The sequence below is a fragment of the Thermoleptolyngbya sichuanensis A183 genome (assembly GCF_013177315.1).
Lineage (GTDB): Bacteria > Cyanobacteriota > Cyanobacteriia > Elainellales > Elainellaceae > Thermoleptolyngbya > Thermoleptolyngbya sichuanensis.
Genome location: NZ_CP053661.1, coordinates 862,407 through 881,722, shown reverse-complemented (window position 1 = coordinate 881,722; position 19,316 = coordinate 862,407). Strand labels below are relative to the sequence as shown.

Genomic DNA, 19,316 nt, shown 5'->3' with positions numbered 1-19,316 from the left:
ATAGCTCAAAGTCTGCGGCATACCAGAAAAGGGTGAGGGGGATCGGCAAAGCTGCACATTGCGTACAGATACATACAGGTACAACAGTGCAACGGTGCAAATTATAGGGAAGGAGCGCTTATGAAGCTGAGGATCTCTGAGGCGATGGCAAGTCGGTTACTGGGTCTGTTTCTGTGCGTGGCAACGGTGGGTGGAACGCTGGCGCTGTTTGGGAGTGTTCCTTTGATCGCGCGAGTGGGTGCGGAGATTCAGGCAGCAGGCCAGTCGCGCTAGTGGCGATGGGCAAACAAATCGTGCATCTGTACTTTCAAGGTTTGAAGGCATTAAAGCTCGACGACGGAAGCGCCCGGATCTTGAGGAGAACCGTTAGTACGCTGATCTAGAGGGAGTCTTATTGGATGACTCTGATGCAGGGTCTGTTTCTTCTGGAGGGCGGGATGAGCCGAAGTGCAGGAAAATGGCAGCGATTATCAACTGATTCGCCGAGTAATTTGCCCAGTGACTCGGCGAGTGATTTGCCCAGTGGTTTACCCAGTGATTTGCCCAGCCAATTTATCAATCGCGGGTGGAGCCACGGGACGAATGTTTGGCGGCGATCGCTCTCTGTGGCGATCGCGCTATGCCTGAGCAGTTGCGCTGAAACGGCGATTGAGGCGACTGGGGTTGAGACCCAGAATGTACTCGCAGGCGAGCCAGCCAGCGACGTAGCTGCCACAACGACCAAGGCGACTGAGGTAGAACTGAACGACGCGCTAGAGCAGCCGAGAGAACTGCATGAAGGGCCAGTGCAGGTGCGCTTTCGCTATCGCCAAGATGCCGAAGCCTGGGGCGGCGAAGTCCAGTATACGCTGCTGTATAACGGGCAGCCCCAGCTAGAACAAACCCAGGAAAGCACGGCCTACGGTGGAGTAAGTTTGCAAGACCTAGATGCAGACGGCACGGCTGAAGTGATCATCCGCACCTATTCCGGCGGAGCGCACTGCTGCACCTCCCACATCATCCACCGCTGGCAGGGCGATCGCTTCGAGACAACCGACACAGGCTTCCGCGATGGCGAAGGCGGCAGCTTTCGAGATCTAGATGGCGATGGGCGACTAGAGTTTGTCGCATTTGACAATGCCTTTCTCTATGCCTTTAGCAGCTACGCTGGCTCGTTTCCGCCCTCCCAAATCTGGGCGCTGCAAGACGGGCAGCTTGTAGACGTGACCCGGCAACATCCAGCAGAACTGCGGGCGATCGCCAACCAGATGCGCGAAGCCGTACTGACCGTTCAAGCAGACACCAACGAAGTCAACGGCATTCTGGCGGGCTACGTGGCGCAGATGATCCTGCTGGGCGAATATGAGCAGGGCTGGGCATTTATGCTTGCCAACTACGATCGCACCTCAGACTGGGGTCTAGAAATCTACAAAGACGGGCAGGTTGTCTATCGATATCCCGACTTTCCTGCCGCCCTCGAAGCATTTTTGACTGAGCAGGGCTACCTTCCGGCTGGAGGTTCCGCCGCCCGATAGTCCGGCGCTGCCCTGGCTCAGAATCCCAGAACAGAACCCTAGAAGCGAATAGATAGCCACAGTCCTAGGCCGTGCTGATCCAGGTCGATTTCGCTGCGTCTGAGGCCGCTGCCGTCGCAAAATTCGTAGCTATTGTAAACGTAGGCTACCCGCAGAGTGACGGAGCGAGAAAAGCTGTAGCCCACGCCAGTCTGAAAATTAAAAGTGGTGTCGCGTTCGGCGTTGATGTTGAACCCAGACACGGTGCTTTCCAGACCCAGGCTCCAGCGTGGCGAAAGCTGTAGCCCCACTCGAAGCCCCACCAGCGGCTCAAGGGTAGTGCGGGAGGAACTGAATTCTCGATTGATTGGGATGGTGTTGGGGCCTGATTGGGATGGTGTTGGGGCCGATCCGCACCTCGTCCACTTCAATTTCCTGTCTCGAAATATTGGTGCGGAGTCCGAGAATGGGATCGACGACCAGAAAGGGGAACGGGTTAGCGGGGGTGGGCGATCGCCGCAGGGATCGATTAACCACGCGGTAGTAGGCGGCCAAATCGATCTTGCCCTGGCGCAGAGAGGCACTGGCATCGGCCCGGCCCTCTACCTCAAAGGGAATGCCAAAGCGCAGAAGGCTTCCTGCTGGGAACGTGACGGGCAGCGTGCCACTCTGGGCCAGCGACAGATAGAAGCCATCGAGCAAAATCCCAAATCGCCCGTTCTGGGCATCAACCCGCAGGCCGCCATCGAAGGCGCGATCGAGGTTCAAAAAGTCGTCTAGGTCGGCCCGAATTGTAGTCGATCGCCCCACGGCCGAAATGTCTGCCCTCACATCCAGTGGGATAAAGAAATACGGCTCTACAGTAACCTGCCAGCGGCTGCCCGATCTAGACCCTCCAGACCCCGCGGAACCAGCCAACTGTCCTTTAGGATCAAAGGGTGCAGATTCAGAAGAAAACTCACCTTCGGGCAAATCGGCGGGTTCCAGTTCCGGCAGGTCAACAGGCTCCAGCGCAGGCTCAGATGGCTCAGCCAGCGGATCAAGCGAGGTCTGCGCCAGGGACGATTCATCCAGGGAAAATTCATCAACAATGGGTTCTGCGGCTGGCAACTCATCTAGAAGCAACTGTGCAGTGAGTTGTGGCTGCGGTTCGAGCGCTGGCGGCTGTGCAGGGGTTTCCCGCTGGATTTGCTGGATTTGCTGGATTTGCTGGATTTGAAGGTCTGCAATGGTTGTAGGTTCGGGCTGAGAGGAAGCAGCGGGGATGGAATCAGGATGCAGGGTGATGGATGAAAACTTAGAGGTTTCGTGCAACTCTCCTAGGGCAGCATCTTCAGAAACCGCCGCCAGTGCTGGACTTTCTGGAGTATCCCGGTGAATGAATTCAGCCGATTCGGGGGCGGATGGACGCGGTTCCGTGGCGTGGGCTGGGGCAACCCATACGACCGCCGCCACCGACGCTGCAATAGAGAGCGTCTGGGCGATCGCCCTCATGCGCCTCTTGGATGACCGACACTCCTCCAGCCCCCCAGTTTGGGAAAGATGCTGAGAACAATACCCCCAGGACAATGCAAATTGGCGAAGCATGATAAAAACTCTGAAAAATGGCAAATTGAAATGCAAAACACATAGCACAAAGTTAAGTGAAACCAAAGTTCAGTGAAGCGAGTTTGTCAAAACCGAAGTTTCGTAAAACCAGCTCAACAGACCTAAAACTTCAGCAAAACATTTCACAAGATATCAGTAAAGCAGTGGGCAACAAGCTTAGAATTCGACAATTTAGACCATTGGACGGAACCACGGGTTGCAGATTGGATGCAAGAACCGGAGCGCAATGCAATCTCATCCATCTGTCCTCCTAGAAGCCAGATGGATGAGCCAGAGAATCCCTATTAGCTCAGCAGATTTTTGTAAATCTTGCCGTCTTTCATAATCACCAGGAAGTTTTCAGCAGGATTATCAATCAGCCGAATGTTTTCCAGAGGGTCGCCATTCACCAACAGCAAATCTGCCAGAGCGCCCTCTTCGACCACACCGAGCTTGCCTGGATAGGGATTGCGTGGCCCAGACATCGCCAGCAGTTCTGCATTGTCGTGCGTTGCCATCTTCAGCACTTCCGCAGGCGTATACCAGCGCACCATTTTCGACAGCAGCCTGCCCCGACGAGCCGTTTTTGCAGGGTCATACAGGATGTCGGTTCCCCAAGCAGTTTTGATGTTGTATTTCTTGGCTAGCCCGTAGGAAATATCCGTGCCCTCTGCCACTTGCAACTGCTTCCTGCGGCTTTCACTGCCTTCGGGATAGGGGTTGGCATCTTCGTCATCTAGAAAGGGCTGCATACTCAGCCAGACTCCCTTTTCGGTCATCAGTCTGGCCGTTGGCTCATCCATCAACTGACCATGTTCAATACACTTCACCCCGGCTCGAATCGCAGTCTGAATTGCTCTTGGCGTATAGGCATGAACCGTGACGTAGGTGTTCCAATCTGCGGCCGCATCCACGGCAGCGCGAAATTCATCCTCGGTGTATTGGGATACATCGAGGGGGTCATAGACCGAAGCCACACCGCCACCCGCCGCCAGCTTGATTTGAGTAGCCCCCCGCATTAGCTGCTCACGGGTTGCCCGGAGGACTTCGGGCACACCATCGGCGATCGCCCCCACGCCATATCTCTCAGCCAGACTCAGTTCCGAAGTCGGCGTTCGGAGCAGTTCATCCAGCGTGCGAAAGTCCCCATGGCCCGACGTTTGAGAAATCATCGCGCCCGACGGCCAGAGTCGCGGCCCCGCGAGTTGACCCTGGTCGATCGCCTTCTTCAGATCAAACACCGGCCCCGCCATGTCCCGCGCACTCGTAAACCCGTTCATCAGCATCTGAGTAGAACTCTCAGCCGCAGCCCGAAACACCTGCTGAACCAGGGCATCTCCCCCAGCCCCCGCCTCGAACAGAGCCGCCTGACCCGCAACCCCTTCCAGAAACAGGTGAACATGGGCATCGATCAATCCCGGCATCAGCACTTTGCCTTCCCCGTTGATCAGGAGGGTGCGGAGATCGGCAGGAACCGGAATTGGCGAGGTAGAAATGCGCTCGATTTTATTGTCAATGACTAGTACATTGGTCGGGCCCGAAAGCCGAGGAGAGGTGCCATCAAACACCCGCACATTTTGAAACAAAACGCGATTGATGCCCGGATTTGGAAGGGTCACAGCAGGTTGGCTCTGCGCCCAGCCCACCTGCGTTGCCAGACCAATCAGAATGAGTAAAACGACTCCTAAGATAGCCGAGTATCGAAATCGGGAACCCATATGCCTTACGACCTATTCACGACTTAACGTAAACTCAGTAGCTTTTCCAAAGCGAGCTAAATTTCAAAGCTAGCTCGATGCACTTTGCTACAAAATCTGCAATTAGGATTTAATTCCAAATTCGTTCCAAATTAGTTCCAAATCTTGTAGCCACTCGCAAACCTAGGCTGATAAAACGAGACAGATCACCAGATGAGAGCTAATTTGTAAAGGAGCCTGAAAGCCTTGTTAATCAAGGATTTCCGAGAAACCGCTTTTCCTGGGCAAACATGACCTCAAAGCCACACATGCCAAGAGTTTCAGGCTTCTTAAGATTTGCTTCATAAATTAGCTCTTAGGGAGTCATCATGTTGTCGCCTTGATGCCATGGCAGGTTGAGGGCTGGTTGACTGACAAAAGTTGTCTATAAGCTGCTGAACAGCTTGTGGTGCTGTAGTTTCAGAGAACTGAGGAGAGAGAGGGGAGCCAGCGTTCTAAGCTTAGATACCACTCAAAAGCATAGATGTTGTGAACTCCCCTCTCTACAATGCCTTGAACACTTGGCTGGGTCAATCGGTACCCTGAGCGCATCGTGGGCATCTGACGACCTGCCTGTGGATGGTCATCGCCTTACTCCAGCGCGGAGAGGTCAACCTGACGCGGTGGCTTGCCCTATGTCCCCTGTCGAGGAGTGCAGGCACAAAGCAAACAACGACGGCTAAGCCGCTGGCTGCACAACAGTCGTCTGAACGTCCATCGCCTGTACAAGCCGTTGATTGAGGCAGCGTAAATCAAGCTCTGCTTCCCTCCTGGCTTTCGTTCCAGCTTTAACCTGTTTTGTCAGTCAAACAGGGGGGAGGGCGCATCCCAGTTCTGCAAGTTTGCCCTCATCCCCCAGCCCCTTCTCCCAAAACGGGAGAAGGGGAGCCAGAAGGGATTTAGGGTGAGGGTTGCAAAAGTGGGATACACCCTGTAGGGACTACCCTTTCGCTGAGCTTTTTGATCGCGATGGGTGACTCGTTTTCTGGAAGCCGCAGCACAAGGTTCTAGCGGCTTCCAGTACACGCGAACTCTATTCCGGGCCGTCCTTTGCTACAGTAAGCCTTAGAGATTTTGCCTGTTGCTTGCCCACAACGCTTCGTGCATGACTGCCCAAAACGCGACCGCTCCCACGCCGCCGACGCTGCGCCCCTATCAGGTGCAGTTGATTAAGGATCTCTACAACAAGCTGGGCGAGGGCTATAAGCGCGTAGCGGTGATTGCTGGGACGGGCGCAGGGAAAACGGTGATCGCCGGGCAAATCTGCGCCCATGCGGAGGCGCGGGGCTGTCGGCTGCTGTTTTTGGTGCATCTGGATGTGCTGGTGGGGCAGACCTACGACAAGATGCAGGCTTTTGGGCTGCACTGCGGCTTTATTAAGGCGGGCTGGAAAGAAGACCCGACTGCGCCAATCCAGATTGCCAGCGTGCAAACCATGACCAAGCGCCACTGGTGGAAAAAGTGGCACGCCGATGTGGTGCTGTTTGACGAAGCGCATACGACGGTCTTTAGCCAGGTAGGGCAACAGGTGCTTTACAAAACCCATCCCCAGGCGGTGCATCTGGCGCTGACGGCCACGCCCTATCGCCTGGGCAAAGCGCAACTGGGCGACCATATGGAAACGCTGGTAGCTTCGCCAGTGCCGTCGGTGCTGCAAAAGATGGGCTATCTCGCGCCAATGAAGTATTATGGGTTGTCACCGGAGCATCAGATTGACCTGTCGGGCGTGGGCACGGTGGCGGGCGACTATGACGAGCGGGCGCTGAAAAATGCGTGCGATCGCCCCGAACTGGTGGAACGCATTGTGGAAGAATGGCTACGGCTTGTTCCCGACAAGCGCACGATCGCCTTTTGTGTAGACGTGGAACACGCACGGCACGTTGCCGAAGCCTTTAACCAGGCCAATGTTCCCGCAGCAACGGTGGATGGCGAAACGCCCATCAAAGACCGTCAGAAGCTCTACGCCGAACTGCGCGACGGGCACATTCTGGTGCTGACTTCCTGCAATGTGATCAGCATTGGCTTTGATGAGCCGAGCGTGGAGGTGGGGCTGCTGCTGCGGCCCACCCAGTCGCGGGCGCTGCACCATCAGCAGATCGGCCGCGTCATGCGAATTGCGCCGCACACGGGCAAGCTGCACGGCACGATTCTTGACCAGGCGGGCAACCTGGCGCGGCTGGGCTTTCCCGAAGACATCGAGTTCTATCACCTGCCTACGCGAGAAGACACAGAAGGCGAGGGCATCGGCAGCGCTCCTATTAAGCAGTGTCCTGCCTGTGGCCGCATCGTGCCCATTTTTTTGATGACCTGCCCCGACTGCAAGCACGAATGGCGAGACGAGAGCCAGGTATGTCTGGATGACCTGGAAGAGGTGCTGAGCGACGAACAGGTGCGGATGCTCGAGGAGCAAGAAATGCTGCGCTTTTTCCATGCTCAGCGCAAGCGCAGCTATCAGGAAGGCGCGGCCCCCTCCTGGAGCGATCGCCGCTTTTTTGAAAAATTTAACTGTATGCCCAAGGATGCCTGGTGCCTCGGCTCCATCTTTGGCGCATCGCCTACGCTAGAAGACAAGCACAACTATAAGAATTACCTGATGCGCGTTGCCCAGCGCCAGGGCAAGTCGATTGCCTGGGTGATCAGCGAGTTTCAAAAAGAATTTGGCCCCCACGGCTGGGAGGCGATTTTTCTCAAAAATGCCTGACTCAACATGCCTGAGTTTTTCCCTGAGTTGTTCTATGCGTCCAAATGCAAGAAGCAGACAGCCAGTAGCCCCCACCGCTGTCTGCTTCTGCGAGGATGATCGGAGCCACCCTCCCGTTTAGAATAAACGGTCTGGCAAAAAATGGTATGAAGGCAACCATTGATTTTTGAAAATATTTCTTGAGGGATTTGTCAGAAATTAAGAATGATGGGTAAAGACTTCGGACATTGATGCGGAGGGCGCATTCCAGTTCTGCAAGTTTGCCCTCATCCCCCAGCCCCTTCTCCCAAAACGGGAGAAGGGGAGCCGGATTGGCAGTCCCTCTCCCGCTTTGGGAGAGGGATTTAGGGTGAGGGTTACAAGGGATTTAGGGTGAGGGTTACAAAAGTGGGATACACCCGATGCAGACATTGATTCGGACATTGATACTGATATCACTTCTCCTGAGTGGGGCGATGAATGAAACGGCTGGACATTCCGTAAAGGTTTGACTCGCAATCTAACTGGCAATCTAAGATGGCAAATCCAAAGTCGCAAATCCAGAATCGAGAATCGGTATGACCGCTTTGCACGCTAATGCAACGCTAATGCAAAAGGGGGCGCGTCAGCAGTGGCCAGACGCAGGAGCGTTAATTTTTTCCTTGAACGTTTGGCTTTATTGAACAAGCCCATAGGCGGCCATGCTGAGGATGCCGTAGGTGGTGCTGTGATGAAGTTGGATGCCGCGATCGCCCCCTGCCCCCATCGCCACCAGCAGCGGCAAAAAGTGTTCCTCGCTGGGATGATTGTCGGCGGCGTGGGGGGCGACTTGGCGATAGTGCAGCAGTGCGTCAGTGTCTCCCTGGGCGATCGCCGCTGCGAGCCACTGGTCAAATGCTGCTACCCAGGCGGGCGGGGCTGCGTCGAAAGCATAGCCGCCAAAGGCCCGCAGGTTGTGCGTGGCGGCCCCACTGGCAAGGATCAGCACATCGTCCTCCCGGAGTGGGGCGATCGCCCGGCCCAGTTGCAGGTGATGGGCCGTGCCCAGCCGCGGCTGCACCGAAAGCTGCGTCACGGGAATGTCGGCTGCTGGATACATCAGCATGAGTGGCTCCCATGCACCGTGATCGAGTCCCCGACTGGGGTCGAGGGTGACGCTCATGCCCGCTTGTGTCAGCAGTTTTTCTACCCGCTCTGCCAGTTCCGGCGCACCGGGTGCGGGATATTGAAAGGCATAGGTTTCTGGTGGAAAGCCGCCAAAGTCGTGAATCGTCTCTGGGTGGGGCGCGATACTCACGGCGGGCGATCGCGTCTCCCAGTGGGCCGACACAGCGAGGATGGATTTGGGGCGCGGCCACTGAGCGCCCAGATGCTTGAGAAATTCAACGGCAGGCGCAGTTTCATAGAGCGGTAAATCCGGTGCGCCGTGGGAGACAAAGAGCGTGGGAAGAGACATAAGACTTAGGAAACCCTGTTGAGATGTTGATGGAGAAACTGGGTTAGCGCTTGCCACGCATCCTCAGCGGCGGCGGCATTGTAGGACGATCGCTCGTGACAGAAAAATCCGTGGTCGGCATCGGGATACACTTTGAGCCAATACGCTTTGCCCAGGTCTTTGAATCGCGCCTCGATGTGCTGTACGCGCTCCGATGGAATAAACGGATCAGCGCCGCCGTGAAACAGGTAGACGGGCACAGTGATGTCTTTGATCGCCTCTACCCAATCGTCCAATACCATGCCGTAAAACGGAGCCGCCGCTGCGATGTCGCTGGAAAATCGACACGCCGTTAAAAAGGTCAACCCCCCGCCCAGGCAAAACCCGGTAACGCCAATTCGGTCGGGTGAAACGTCGGGTTGCGCCTTGAGGAAGGCGATCGCCGCCTTTAGGTCCTGTTCTACGGGCTGCCCAAAATCCATGCGATACATGGTTGCCATCGCCTGTTCCACCTCGTCATAGCCAAATTTATTGTGGGGCCATTCGCGGTAGTACAGGTCTGGCGTGAGGACGACGTAGCCCTTGGCGGCGGTGCGAGTCGCTACGTCCCGAATGTGGGGGGTTAGCCCAAAGGCTTCCATCAGCAAGAGAACGGCGGGGCTGGAGGCCGACGCAGCGGGCGCAGCGGGGCGATAGAGAAAGGCGGGCATCTCTCCACTGGGCGTGGGGATGATTGCCTCAGTTTCCACGATGGCCGTTTTGAGAACCATTGGGCATCCTCCTGCATAGGCTATTCAGCCTATGGTAGGGTAGGGGTGCTGGAATTGACTTTTGCAGCGTTGGGATGCAGCAGGCTTGTAGCAGCAGACTTGTATGGGTCGGGGTATGGCTGGACACGTCGGCGATCGCCCCAGCACGGCATCATGAAAAGCAGACCTCTGGCGAGGTGTTTGCCCTATGCCCTCCTGGTTTTCTGTTGCGTCCCGTCGCGCCCTGCCTGCTGCGTCTGGCGGGTCGTTGCTGCCGCTTGCGGTAAACGCGGCTCAAACTGATCCTCATCATCTGCTAAACCAGCTTGAAACCCATCCCTACGGGCTAACGGCCGTGCAGGCCCGCCAGCGTCGCCGCCAGTTTGGGCCTAATGAAATTGCCCACGACACTACCCCCGCTTGGTATCAGCAGTTATTCCGCGCCTTCAATAGCCCGTTTGTGTATCTGCTGCTGGTGCTGGCGATCGCCGCCTGGCTCACTCGCGATCTGCGGGGTGCAGCGCTACTCCTGGGGATCGTGCTGCTCAGCGGGGTGCTGCGGTTTGCGCGGGAATATCGCTCTAGCCGCGCCGCCGAAAAGCTGCGGGCCCTGGTCGAAACCACCGCCACCGTCAGCCGCTACGACGATCTGCTGCCGGCCGAGCGTCGCCAGGAAGTCCCCATTCGCAAGCTGGTGCCGGGGGATGTCGTGCATCTGGCACCGGGAGATATGGTGCCTGCGGATGTGCGGCTGCTGGAGGCCAATCACTTCTTTGTGGGCCAGTCGATCCTCACGGGGGAGTCGGATCTGGTGCAAAAATACAGCGCCGTTCGCGCTGCGACATCGCCCAACGGAGACTGGTGGACGCTGCCCAATCTTTGCTTTATGGGAACCACGGTATTGGGCGGCAGCGCTCGCGCCGTGGTGATCGCCACCGGAGCGCAGACCTATTTGGGACGGCTGTCGCAAGCGCTGATCGGACGGCGATCGCCCACTAGCTTTGACACGGGTATCAACCAGATCACCTGGCTGCTGATCGGGTTCATCGCCATCATGGCTCCCAGCGCGGTTTTGCTCAACGGCCTGGTTCGCGGGCAGTGGACAACTTCCCTGATCTTTGGGGTGGCGGTTGCTGTAGGTCTGGTGCCAGAGCTATTGCCTCTGATTCTCAGCATCGGCTTGACGCGCGGGGTCAGTGCCCTGGCCCAACAGCAGATGCTGGCCAAGCGGCTGGATGCGGTGCAAAACCTGGGCGCAGTTGACCTGCTGTGTACCGACAAGACGGGCACGCTCACCCAAAACCAGGTGTCGTTTCACAGTGCGATCGCCCCTCTGGGGCAGTCCAGCCCCGATCCGCTAGCCGATGCCTATTTGAACAGTTATTACCAGACGGGCATTCAAAACCGACTGGACGATGCCATTTTGGAAGCGGCCGACGCGAGTGCCTTGTCCCAGTCTGCGTTGACCCATCGCAAGCTGGGGGAAGTGCCCTTCGATTTTGCGCGGCGGCGGCTGTCTGTGGTGGTCGAGCAGGAGGGTTTTCCGCGGCTAATCTGCAAAGGGGCTGTGGAAGAGGTGCTGGGTCTATGCAGCTACATCCAGCATCAGGGAGAGCCAACGCCCCTGACCGAAGCGCTGCATCAGCAGACCCTCCAAACAGCCCAGCAGTTTAGCCAGCAGGGGTTTCGGGTGCTGGCTGTGGCCTGCAAGCGGCTGGATGCGCCGCAGGATCACTACGACCCGACAGATGAGGCGGGGCTAAGGCTGGTGGGATACCTGACGTTTCTCGATCCGCCGCAGGAGACGGCAAAGGGGGCGATCGCCGCCTTGCAGCAATACAACGTGCGCGTCAAGGTGCTGACTGGGGACAATGAGCATGTTGCCCGCACGATTTGTCAAGAAGTCGGGCTGCCCGTTCAGCAAGTCTGCCTTGGCTCGGCGATTGACCCGATGAGCGATGAGGAACTGGCCGCCGTTGCCGAGAACACAACCCTATTCGCCAAGCTATCGCCCCTGCAAAAAGCCCGAATTGTGCAGGTTCTCAAACAGCAGGGACATACGGTGGGCTATTTGGGCGATGGGGTCAACGATGCGTTGGCTCTGCGAGAGGCGGATGTGGGCATTTCGGTAGAGTCGGCGGTGGATGTGGCCAAGGAGTCGGCCGATGTAATCTTGCTTGAAAAGAGCCTGCTGGTGCTGGAGCAGGGCATCGTGGAAGGTCGCCGCACCTTTGGCAATATCATCAAGTATCTGAAGATGGCGACCAGCTCCAACTTTGGCAATGTGCTGAGCGTGATGGGGGCCAGCGCCCTGTTGCCCTTCTTGCCCATGCAGCCGCTGCAACTGCTGGTGCAAAACCTGCTGTACGACCTGTCCCAAACGGCGATTCCCTTTGACCGAGTGGATGAGTCCTACCTAGCCCAGCCCCAGCGCTGGTCTGTGGGGGATTTGCGACGGTTCATGCTGTGCCTCGGGCCTGTCAGTTCCATGTTTGACTATGTGACGTTTGCGGTGCTGTGGGGGGTGCTGGGGTTCAATGTGCCCGCCGATGCGGCGCTGTTTCAGTCGGGCTGGTTTGTCTATGGGCTGCTGTCCCAAACCCTGATTATTCATCTAATTCGCACGGCTAAGGCTCCGTTTACGGAGAGTACGGCTGCCTTGCCCGTGCTGGGGATGACGGGGCTGGTAATGGCGATCGCCCTGCTGCTCCCCTTTACGTCTGTGGATGCGAGTATTGGGCTGGTGCCGCTGCCGGCCCGCTATTTCCTCTGGCTGTTTGCCATTCTCCTCGGCTACTGGCTGGTCACTCGCGGGGTCAAAGCTGCCTATATCCGCCGCTTCAAGACCTGGCTTTAGAAGGATAGAACTTACGCAGTTGGACGATTTCTCGCAAGCGCAGCCCGCAAGAAATCGTCCAAAACCCAGAAACCTTAATCGCAAATGCGTAAGTCCTAAAGGATTCATCTGCTGGATGTGCCAGCATTCTGCACGCCTATGCCGATGTCCGCCGCCGCCAGGTGAGCCAGCACAGCAGCGCCGCCATCACCCCCGTCGGGGTCAGCACGATCGCCCAGACGATGCCAACCTTGTCAGGCACGAGCGCCAGCGGTGGAAAGTATTTGATGGCGATCGCCCCCAGGGCAGAACCGCCCATGACCTTCGCCAATAGCCCCAAACTATCTCTCATGCCTGCCTAAATCAGGATTAATGGTTCTAAGTAGGTGGACATTAATAAATATAAAACCCAAAGACCCTGCGCCGCCCGCGCAGCGGGCGGCGCAGGGTTCGGGATCTGTTTTTTAATCTGGTCTATCTACTTAGTTAATCGATTCTAGTTAATCGCTGTCGCCCGCAGCACGTAGTTCACAGTCTGGTTGGCGCTGACATCGATTTGGTAGCGGCCCGACTGCGACAGCCCCGGCCCGATTTGCAGCGTGCCGCCCGACGCACTAGAGAGCGATCGCCCATTCGGGTCGCGGATCTCGACCTGCACATTGCCCTGGATAATATCGACGATTAACCCCTGATCGCTCTGCAAATCCACCAGATAGCGACGCATCCGATTCGCCCGCACCTGGTTGTCTACCTCCCGCGACTCTCCCGGCGACAGATTCAGCGTTTCGGTGCGGATATCGACTTCCGGCGGTGGCTCTGGCGTGGGTGACGGATCAGGCGGCGGCGGTGGTGGCGGCGTGGGACTCGGCGGCACGCCTTCTAAACTCAGAGTCAACGCATAGTCCGTTCGAGAAATGCCCGATAGCGGCTTCACCTGCACAACGTAATCCCCCGCATAGGCTGCCGTGCCGCTCCACTGCAACACCTGCGAAGCCTGTCCGTCCACAGGCTGGCGATCGGGATTCAGCACCGTCATGATCACGCCGTCGCCATCCAGCCGCGCCGTCAGCGTCTCCCCCGCTTCCATCGAAATTAGGTAGTTAATCGTCTGATTATCTCGCAGACTGCCCCGTGCCGTGGTGTTGGAACCGGGCCGCAAATTGAGCCGCTGGTCAAACTCGACGGGCTGGCTGGGCGAGGGGCTGGGCGAGGGCGAAGGCGTTGAGATGGGGCTGGGCGAGGGCGACACCGTCGGGCTGGGCGCAACCGTTACGGTCGGCGATGGCGTTGCCACAGGCGGACTGCCGTTCAGCAGCGCACTCACCACCGCCCAAGACGCAATGCCTGTAATCGTTGCCAGCCCAATGCCAATCGCCAGCACAGCCAGCGGATTGTCCCACACCGAGGTTTGGCGCGGCGCAGGAATCGAGCGATTCGCTTGCCGACCCGCACTGCCCACTGCCTGCGTGTGCGCTGTCGTGGTGCTGGGCGGCACGGGGCGGCCCACGGCCACCGTCTGCATCTGCGAAAGGGGGTCGGGCGGCGGGCTGGCGACGGGCTGGGGCGTTTGGGACGGGTGCGCGGCCGGATAGCCCGGTTGCGAATAGCCCGGCTGCGGATAGCCCCCTTGGGGATAGCCGGGCTGGGGATAGGTGGGCGGCTGGTAGCCAGGCGGCTGGTAGGTGGGCGGCTGCGTTGCGGGATAGGTCGCCGCATTGGTCACTGCCTGGAGCGCCTGGGCCACTTCGGCTACCGATTGATAGCGATCGCCCGGCCGATAGCTCAGCATCTTGTTCAACACCTGCGCCAGTCCGGGGCTGACGTTGGCGTAGCGCTGCCAGTGCCAGGTTAGGTTCATATCATCGTAGAGTTCCTGCGGCTCTCGCCCCGTCAGCAGCACCACCGCCGTCACCGCCAGCGCGTAGAGGTCGCTGTTGGGATAGGCGCGTCCCGTCTGCATTTGCTCGCTCGGCGCATAGCCCAGCTTGCCGACGGTCGTGGATTGGGTCGCCGTTTGCAGCCGCGTGGCAATTTCTTTCACCACGCCAAAGTCAATCAGCACCGGAAGCTGATCGGCCTGCCGCAGCATGATGTTATCTGGAGCAATGTCGCGGTGAATAATGCCACGGGCATGGATATGGGCCAACACAGGCAGCAGTTGCCGCAGCAGTTGCACCACCTCCGGCTCCGAAAACGCCTGCCCGCTCAGCTTGCGCTCCGTCAGCAAATCGCGGTAGGACTTGCCTTCTACATAATCCTGCGCCAGAAACAAACGCTGATTTTCTTCAAACGTGGCGCGAAACTGAGGAATTTGCGGGTGCTGAATTTGATACAGGATTGCCGCCTCTCGCTGAAACAATTCCTTCGACTTTTCCAGCGCATAGTCCCCCGACTGCGAGGGAATAAACTCCTTCAGCGCACACCGCTCGCTAAACCGCCCCAAGTCTTCTGCCAGATACGTGCGCCCAAACCCGCCCTGGCCAAGCAGCTTGACCAGGCGATAGCGATTTTGCAAAACGGTTCCAGCGGACAGGGGAGGTTGCATGTTCAAGAGCGGGGGGTGAAAGAGTCGGGAACGGGGAGTTTATTTCAACAAGTTCAACATTATAAATACACTGATTGCGGGGTTGATTTCGGAAGGAGACGGCTTGGGATTTTGGATTTTGGATGGATGGAGTTGATCTTGGCAGGGGACGGCTTGGGATTTTAGATTTTGGGTTTTGGATTTTGGATGGATAGCGTCCTTGGCTTGCTCTTGTGATCCAAGATCCTTTTGCTCAAGCCTGCTCTTTACCGCAGGCGAAATAGCAAAAACTGCGTCACCTGGAGTGGGTTAAAGTTGTCGTCGCTGACCAGCAGCAGGGTCGCGGAGCCGTCCGGCAGGCGGGGACCGAGGGTCATGGCTTCTAGGTTATCTAACCGAATGCCCAGGTCGCCTAGGTTGAGCAGGCGGCGTTTGCGGACGGGCTGGATGCTGCTCAGGTCGCCCTGGAGTTGGGGCATCCCAGAGGTGTCGGTGGCATTGCCCATCACCATCTGGAAGAGTTGCGCGGTCACGCCCGTTTGTGGGGTAAAGGCCCGCTCTAGGCTGAGGAACTGACCGCCTGCGTCGATCGCTAGGAGTTCCGTCAGTCCAGGTTCGCCCTGCTCTGGCGGCAGCGCGTCTCGGTAATAGAGATGTTCTGCCAAGAGCGTTGCCTGGTCTTCGCCGATGAGGTAGTGCAGCAGGCGCAGGGGCGGCAACTCCCCCGGCGGGCCAGCGTCCAAATCTTGGAGCAGCGAAGACTCGGTGGCGGCAAACAGGCGAAAGGGTTCCAGATAGCCCGCTGTGCCCAGGGCGCTGGGGTCGGGGGTGAGAGATTCAAAACCCAGGTTTTCCTGAACTCCCCTGGGCGAGGCATCGGCGGCGGGCAAGTAGCGCTCTGGAAGTTTCAGACGAGATTTTCGGCGGCCGGTTTCCAGGTCGAACTCGTCGATGAAGGGGGGAATGTTCTGGCTGGGAATGCCCTCGCTGGCGATGTAGACGGTTTGGCGGGGCGTGAGGGCGATCGCCTCTGGATCGACCGTTCCCGCTGCAAAGGGCTGGCCGTCTTCATCTAGCAGCGGCGTGACAGATTCCACCTCAACGGAGCCGATGCGGGGATTTGCTGGGTCAGACTGATCTAGCGTGAGATGGAGTGTGTAGAGTCGGGCGGGGCCGAAGTTGCTGCGGTCGTCTGACAGGGCATAGAGGCGATCGCGCTGACGGTCGTAGGTCAGCCCCGACAAACCGCCCACGGGCGCACCTTCAAACTCCTGCGGTGGCAGCCGATATTCCCCCAGAAAATCCACCGCTAGCGGCAAAAACAGCCGCTCCTCGGCATTGACGCGGGGCAGCGTGCAGCCCGTGATTCCCAACAGCAGCAGGCACAAAACGGGAAGGGCGATCGCCCTTCGTCCGTTCAACATGCTATTCAACATTCTGCTATTCAACATTCTGCCGAGCCACTGCGCCAAAACTCGCAGCCCGACTTGCAGCCCTACGAGCAGTCCATTCCCTCGCAGCGGCGGCTGAACGCTAGAACTCCCTAAGAAAAACCCGAAACCCATAGCAACAGCAGACGAGCGCAGCTAGCAGCAGCATACCGCAACCCCCGGCTTTTCCGCCGTAATGAAAGCAGATGAAATGAAAGCAGGTGAAAGCAAACCCTAAAGTTTGGGCTATGGTTTGGGTTTAGGACAAGGAATGCATCGCGGCCCGATGATTGTGGTTTGGGTTGGGGTTGGACGCAGCGACCAGACCGGGCCCGGCAACCTCGGTGTTAAAGCGATAGCCGACATTCCGAACAGTTTGGATTAAATTGGGCTGGCGCGGATCGACCTCAATTTTTTTCCGCAGCGAAAGGACGTGCGTATCCACGGTGCGGTGATTGTCAATCGCATCGGGCCAAGCTTTGCGGAGCAGTTCCGAACGGCTGAGGGGCAAACCACCCGCCTGCGCCAGCACATAGAGCAGGCTAAATTCTTGCGGAGTCAGGTCAATGAGCTCGTGCTTCAGATGGACGCGGCGCTGCACTAGGTCAATTTTCAAATCGCCATAGTCCAGAATGGCCGGGGCAACCATGGGGCGACTGCGACGGGTCAGCGCTTCTACCCGCGCCAGGAACTCCTGCATCCCAAAGGGCTTAGTGAGGTAGTCGTCTGCGCCTGCTCGCAGGCCAGCTACAATATCGGACTCGGTGCTGCGGGCCGAGAGAATCAACACAAACGGCTGGCTCTGCTGACGCAGCCATCGACAAAACTCCAGCCCGCTTCCGTCGGACAAATCTGAATCAAGCACCACAAGCTGGGGCTTGCGGTTTAAGTAGACATCTTTGGCCTGCTGCAAGCTGGCAGATTGATAGACCGAATAGCCGACCTGCTGGAGGTGCCACCCGAGAAGCGATCGCAAATGGGGATTTCCCTCGACAATTTGAATGCAGACAGCGCTCACAATGCCCAGCTACGACTTAGCTGATGATACGGATTGTTTCTAAAGCTAACAGAGCGCTTGTCAAGGTTTTGTAACCACTGCTACGGGCTAGGCGACTCAAGCCTTGACAAATGGGCCGTTTGTGGGAATTGGGCTGGCGTGGCTGTGGGATATTAGGCAGTGTCTTAAAACTTTCTAGGTCGTTGATTGCCTTGAGTCGATCCCCCTAAATCCCCCTTATTAAGGGGGACTTAGGGGGATTAAGGGGGACTTCCGGAGTGGTTCGGCTCGGTTCCCCCCTTTTTTAAGGGGGGCTAGGGGGGATCGAAGGGTATTAAAACATGCCTTAGGAAACGCTGTTAGAAACATCGGAAACATTCAGGACTTACGCACTTGCGATAGGCTTCCCAGGTTTTGGACAATTTCTCGCGGGCTGCGCCCGCGAGAAATTGTCCAACTGCGTAAGTCTTAACATTGCTAGAAACTCGGTATTCAGAATGCTTATCGGTCTGGACAGAATCGGGCGATCGCCCCTAGTCACCCCTGTCTTCGAGGTAAAATAGGGCATAGCATTGCACCACCTCTCCATGCTTCAGGACGCACAAATTATCCGGTTCTATCAGCGCCTGACCGACGCGCTGAATGAGCAGTGGCATCGGGGCTATCGCTTCGACGAACTGCGCCTATACCTCGATGGATATCTGGCCGCCCTTCGGCATACGAACGTCGTCGAACCTTACCTGATTCACCAGCTCGAAGAAGAAGCCACTCGCTATCTTTACGACCCCTCCAGCTTCGTTGAGCCGCAGCCCGAACCAGAGGTCGATTTCTACTAGGCTCATTTCTACTAGGCTCTCTGAATCTCACGTTGTCTCCTCTTTTTGACCCAGATCGCCTCTGAGCCGGTTAGTCTGGCTTGTTAGAGTGTCAATTTAGAATGTCAATTTCTCTCCTGGAACGTGCGCGGGGCTGTCTGCTAGGGCTGGCTGTGGGGGATGCAGTCGGCACCACGGTCGAGTTTCAGCCGCGTGGCTCTTTTCCGCCAGTCATCGACATGGTGGGCGGCGGCCCGTTCCGGCTGGCAAAGGGCCAGTGAACCGACGAAACCTCAATGGCGCTTTGCCTTGCGACCAGCCTAGTGGAACGGGACACGTTCGACGCGGCCGACCAGATGGAGCGCTACCGGGCCTGGTTCGAGCGGGGCTATCTCAGCAGCACTGGGGTCTGTTTTGATATTGGCAACACGACCCAACAGGCATTGCAGGCTTACAAAGCCTCTGGCAACCCCTTTAGCGGCTCGACGCATCCCAGAGCGGCGGGGAATGGCTGCCTGATGCGGCTGGCTCCAGTGCCAATTTTTTACTTTCCCGATGGCGATCGCACGCGGCATTTTTCTGGCGAGAGTGCCCGCACCACCCACGGCGCAGCGGAATGCGTAGAAACCTCCCAACTGTTTGGCGAGATTCTGCGTCGGGCACTGGCAGGAGCCAGCAAAGCCGAAATCCTGCTGCAAAGCGACCCGGCATCGTTTGCGGAAGAGGCGGTAAGGGCGATCGCCCAGGGCAGCTATCGACACAAACTCCTCGACCAGATCCACGGCACGGGTTATGTGATTCAAAGCCTGGAAGCCGCCCTCTGGTGCTTTTGGACAACGGAGACTTACGAGCAGGCGATTCTCGCCGCGGCGAATCTGGGCGACGATGCGGACACTACCGCCGCCATCTGCGGCCAGGTCGCAGGTGCATTCTATGGCGAGTCGGGCATTCCGGCCCGCTGGCTGGAACCGCTCACCCTGCGCGAGGAGATTGGGCAACTGGCCGAAAAACTGCTGACACCCACAGGCTAGCCC

Annotated in this window: 15 protein-coding genes and 1 pseudogene; 7 read left to right on the top strand and 9 right to left on the bottom strand. The window is 57.6% G+C overall.

The features are described from left to right. Nucleotides 1-144 precede the first annotated feature (144 nt). Both HPC62_RS23820 and HPC62_RS03850 read left to right on the top strand, forming a co-directional pair. Nucleotides 145-273, top strand: a complete 129-nt coding sequence (locus HPC62_RS23820; protein WP_255548856.1) for a hypothetical protein — start codon at nt 145-147, stop codon at nt 271-273. A 164-nt stretch (nt 274-437) separates the two neighbouring features. Then, entirely contained in the window at nt 438-1,514 is a 1,077-nt protein-coding gene (locus HPC62_RS03850; protein ID WP_172353825.1) for an FG-GAP repeat domain-containing protein, read from the top strand. A 38-nt stretch (nt 1,515-1,552) separates the two neighbouring features. Here HPC62_RS03850 and HPC62_RS03845 read toward each other — a convergent pair whose 3' ends face one another. From HPC62_RS03845 to HPC62_RS03835, 3 genes are all read right to left on the bottom strand, one after another. Continuing rightward, nucleotides 1,553-1,816 (bottom strand): hypothetical protein, encoded by a 264-nt coding sequence (locus tag HPC62_RS03845; protein ID WP_172353824.1) that lies wholly within the window; start codon nt 1,814-1,816, stop codon nt 1,553-1,555. A 7-nt stretch (nt 1,817-1,823) separates the two neighbouring features. After that, complete coding sequence (locus HPC62_RS03840) at nt 1,824-3,080, bottom strand: hypothetical protein (RefSeq protein WP_172353823.1); 1,257 nt, start codon at nt 3,078-3,080, stop codon at nt 1,824-1,826. A 305-nt stretch (nt 3,081-3,385) separates the two neighbouring features. Continuing rightward, the gene (locus HPC62_RS03835) at nt 3,386-4,798 is read right to left on the bottom strand and encodes a metal-dependent hydrolase family protein (protein WP_172353822.1); all 1,413 of its coding nucleotides are present in this window, start codon (nt 4,796-4,798) and stop codon (nt 3,386-3,388) included. 597 nt (nt 4,799-5,395) lie between these two features. Between HPC62_RS03835 and HPC62_RS23005 the strand changes: the two genes are divergently transcribed. Both HPC62_RS23005 and HPC62_RS03825 read left to right on the top strand, forming a co-directional pair. Further along, nucleotides 5,396-5,557: a hypothetical protein gene (locus HPC62_RS23005; protein ID WP_205370427.1), complete on the top strand. Its 162-nt coding sequence runs from the start codon at nt 5,396-5,398 to the stop codon at nt 5,555-5,557. A 364-nt stretch (nt 5,558-5,921) separates the two neighbouring features. Next, entirely contained in the window at nt 5,922-7,517 is a 1,596-nt protein-coding gene (locus HPC62_RS03825; protein WP_172353821.1) for a DEAD/DEAH box helicase, read from the top strand. Between the two features lie 655 nt (nt 7,518-8,172). Here HPC62_RS03825 and HPC62_RS03820 read toward each other — a convergent pair. Together HPC62_RS03820 and HPC62_RS03815 are read right to left on the bottom strand one after the other, a co-directional pair. Beyond that, the gene (locus tag HPC62_RS03820; protein WP_172353820.1) at nt 8,173-8,952 is read right to left on the bottom strand and encodes a DODA-type extradiol aromatic ring-opening family dioxygenase; all 780 of its coding nucleotides are present in this window, start codon (nt 8,950-8,952) and stop codon (nt 8,173-8,175) included. A gap of 5 nt (nt 8,953-8,957) precedes the next feature. Continuing rightward, entirely contained in the window at nt 8,958-9,701 is a 744-nt protein-coding gene (locus HPC62_RS03815) for a dienelactone hydrolase family protein (RefSeq protein WP_216655322.1), read from the bottom strand. A 187-nt stretch (nt 9,702-9,888) separates the two neighbouring features. On the opposite strand from HPC62_RS03815, the gene mgtA reads away from it, so the two are divergent. Beyond that, a complete protein-coding gene (gene mgtA, locus HPC62_RS03810) occupies nt 9,889-12,537 on the top strand; it encodes a magnesium-translocating P-type ATPase (RefSeq protein WP_172353819.1) in 2,649 nt (882 codons plus the stop codon). Between the two features lie 136 nt (nt 12,538-12,673). Here mgtA and HPC62_RS03805 read toward each other — a convergent pair whose 3' ends face one another. The 4 genes from HPC62_RS03805 to HPC62_RS03790 form a co-directional block, all read right to left on the bottom strand. After that, nucleotides 12,674-12,868, bottom strand: coding sequence for a hypothetical protein (locus HPC62_RS03805; protein WP_172353818.1), 195 nt, complete (start codon nt 12,866-12,868; stop codon nt 12,674-12,676). A gap of 144 nt (nt 12,869-13,012) precedes the next feature. Beyond that, complete coding sequence (locus tag HPC62_RS03800) at nt 13,013-15,061, bottom strand: serine/threonine-protein kinase (RefSeq protein ID WP_172353817.1); 2,049 nt, start codon at nt 15,059-15,061, stop codon at nt 13,013-13,015. A gap of 245 nt (nt 15,062-15,306) precedes the next feature. Beyond that, nucleotides 15,307-16,464: an esterase-like activity of phytase family protein gene (locus HPC62_RS03795; RefSeq protein ID WP_205370422.1), complete on the bottom strand. Its 1,158-nt coding sequence runs from the start codon at nt 16,462-16,464 to the stop codon at nt 15,307-15,309. A gap of 265 nt (nt 16,465-16,729) precedes the next feature. After that, nucleotides 16,730-17,488, bottom strand: coding sequence for a response regulator (locus tag HPC62_RS03790; protein WP_172353816.1), 759 nt, complete (start codon nt 17,486-17,488; stop codon nt 16,730-16,732). A 566-nt stretch (nt 17,489-18,054) separates the two neighbouring features. On the opposite strand from HPC62_RS03790, the gene HPC62_RS03785 reads away from it, so the two are divergent. Both HPC62_RS03785 and HPC62_RS03780 read left to right on the top strand, forming a co-directional pair. Continuing rightward, nucleotides 18,055-18,303, top strand: a complete 249-nt coding sequence (locus HPC62_RS03785; protein ID WP_172353815.1) for a DUF6761 family protein — start codon at nt 18,055-18,057, stop codon at nt 18,301-18,303. A 101-nt stretch (nt 18,304-18,404) separates the two neighbouring features. After that, nucleotides 18,405-19,313: pseudogene (locus tag HPC62_RS03780) on the top strand (ADP-ribosylglycohydrolase family protein). Nucleotides 19,314-19,316: the final 3 nt, after the last annotated feature.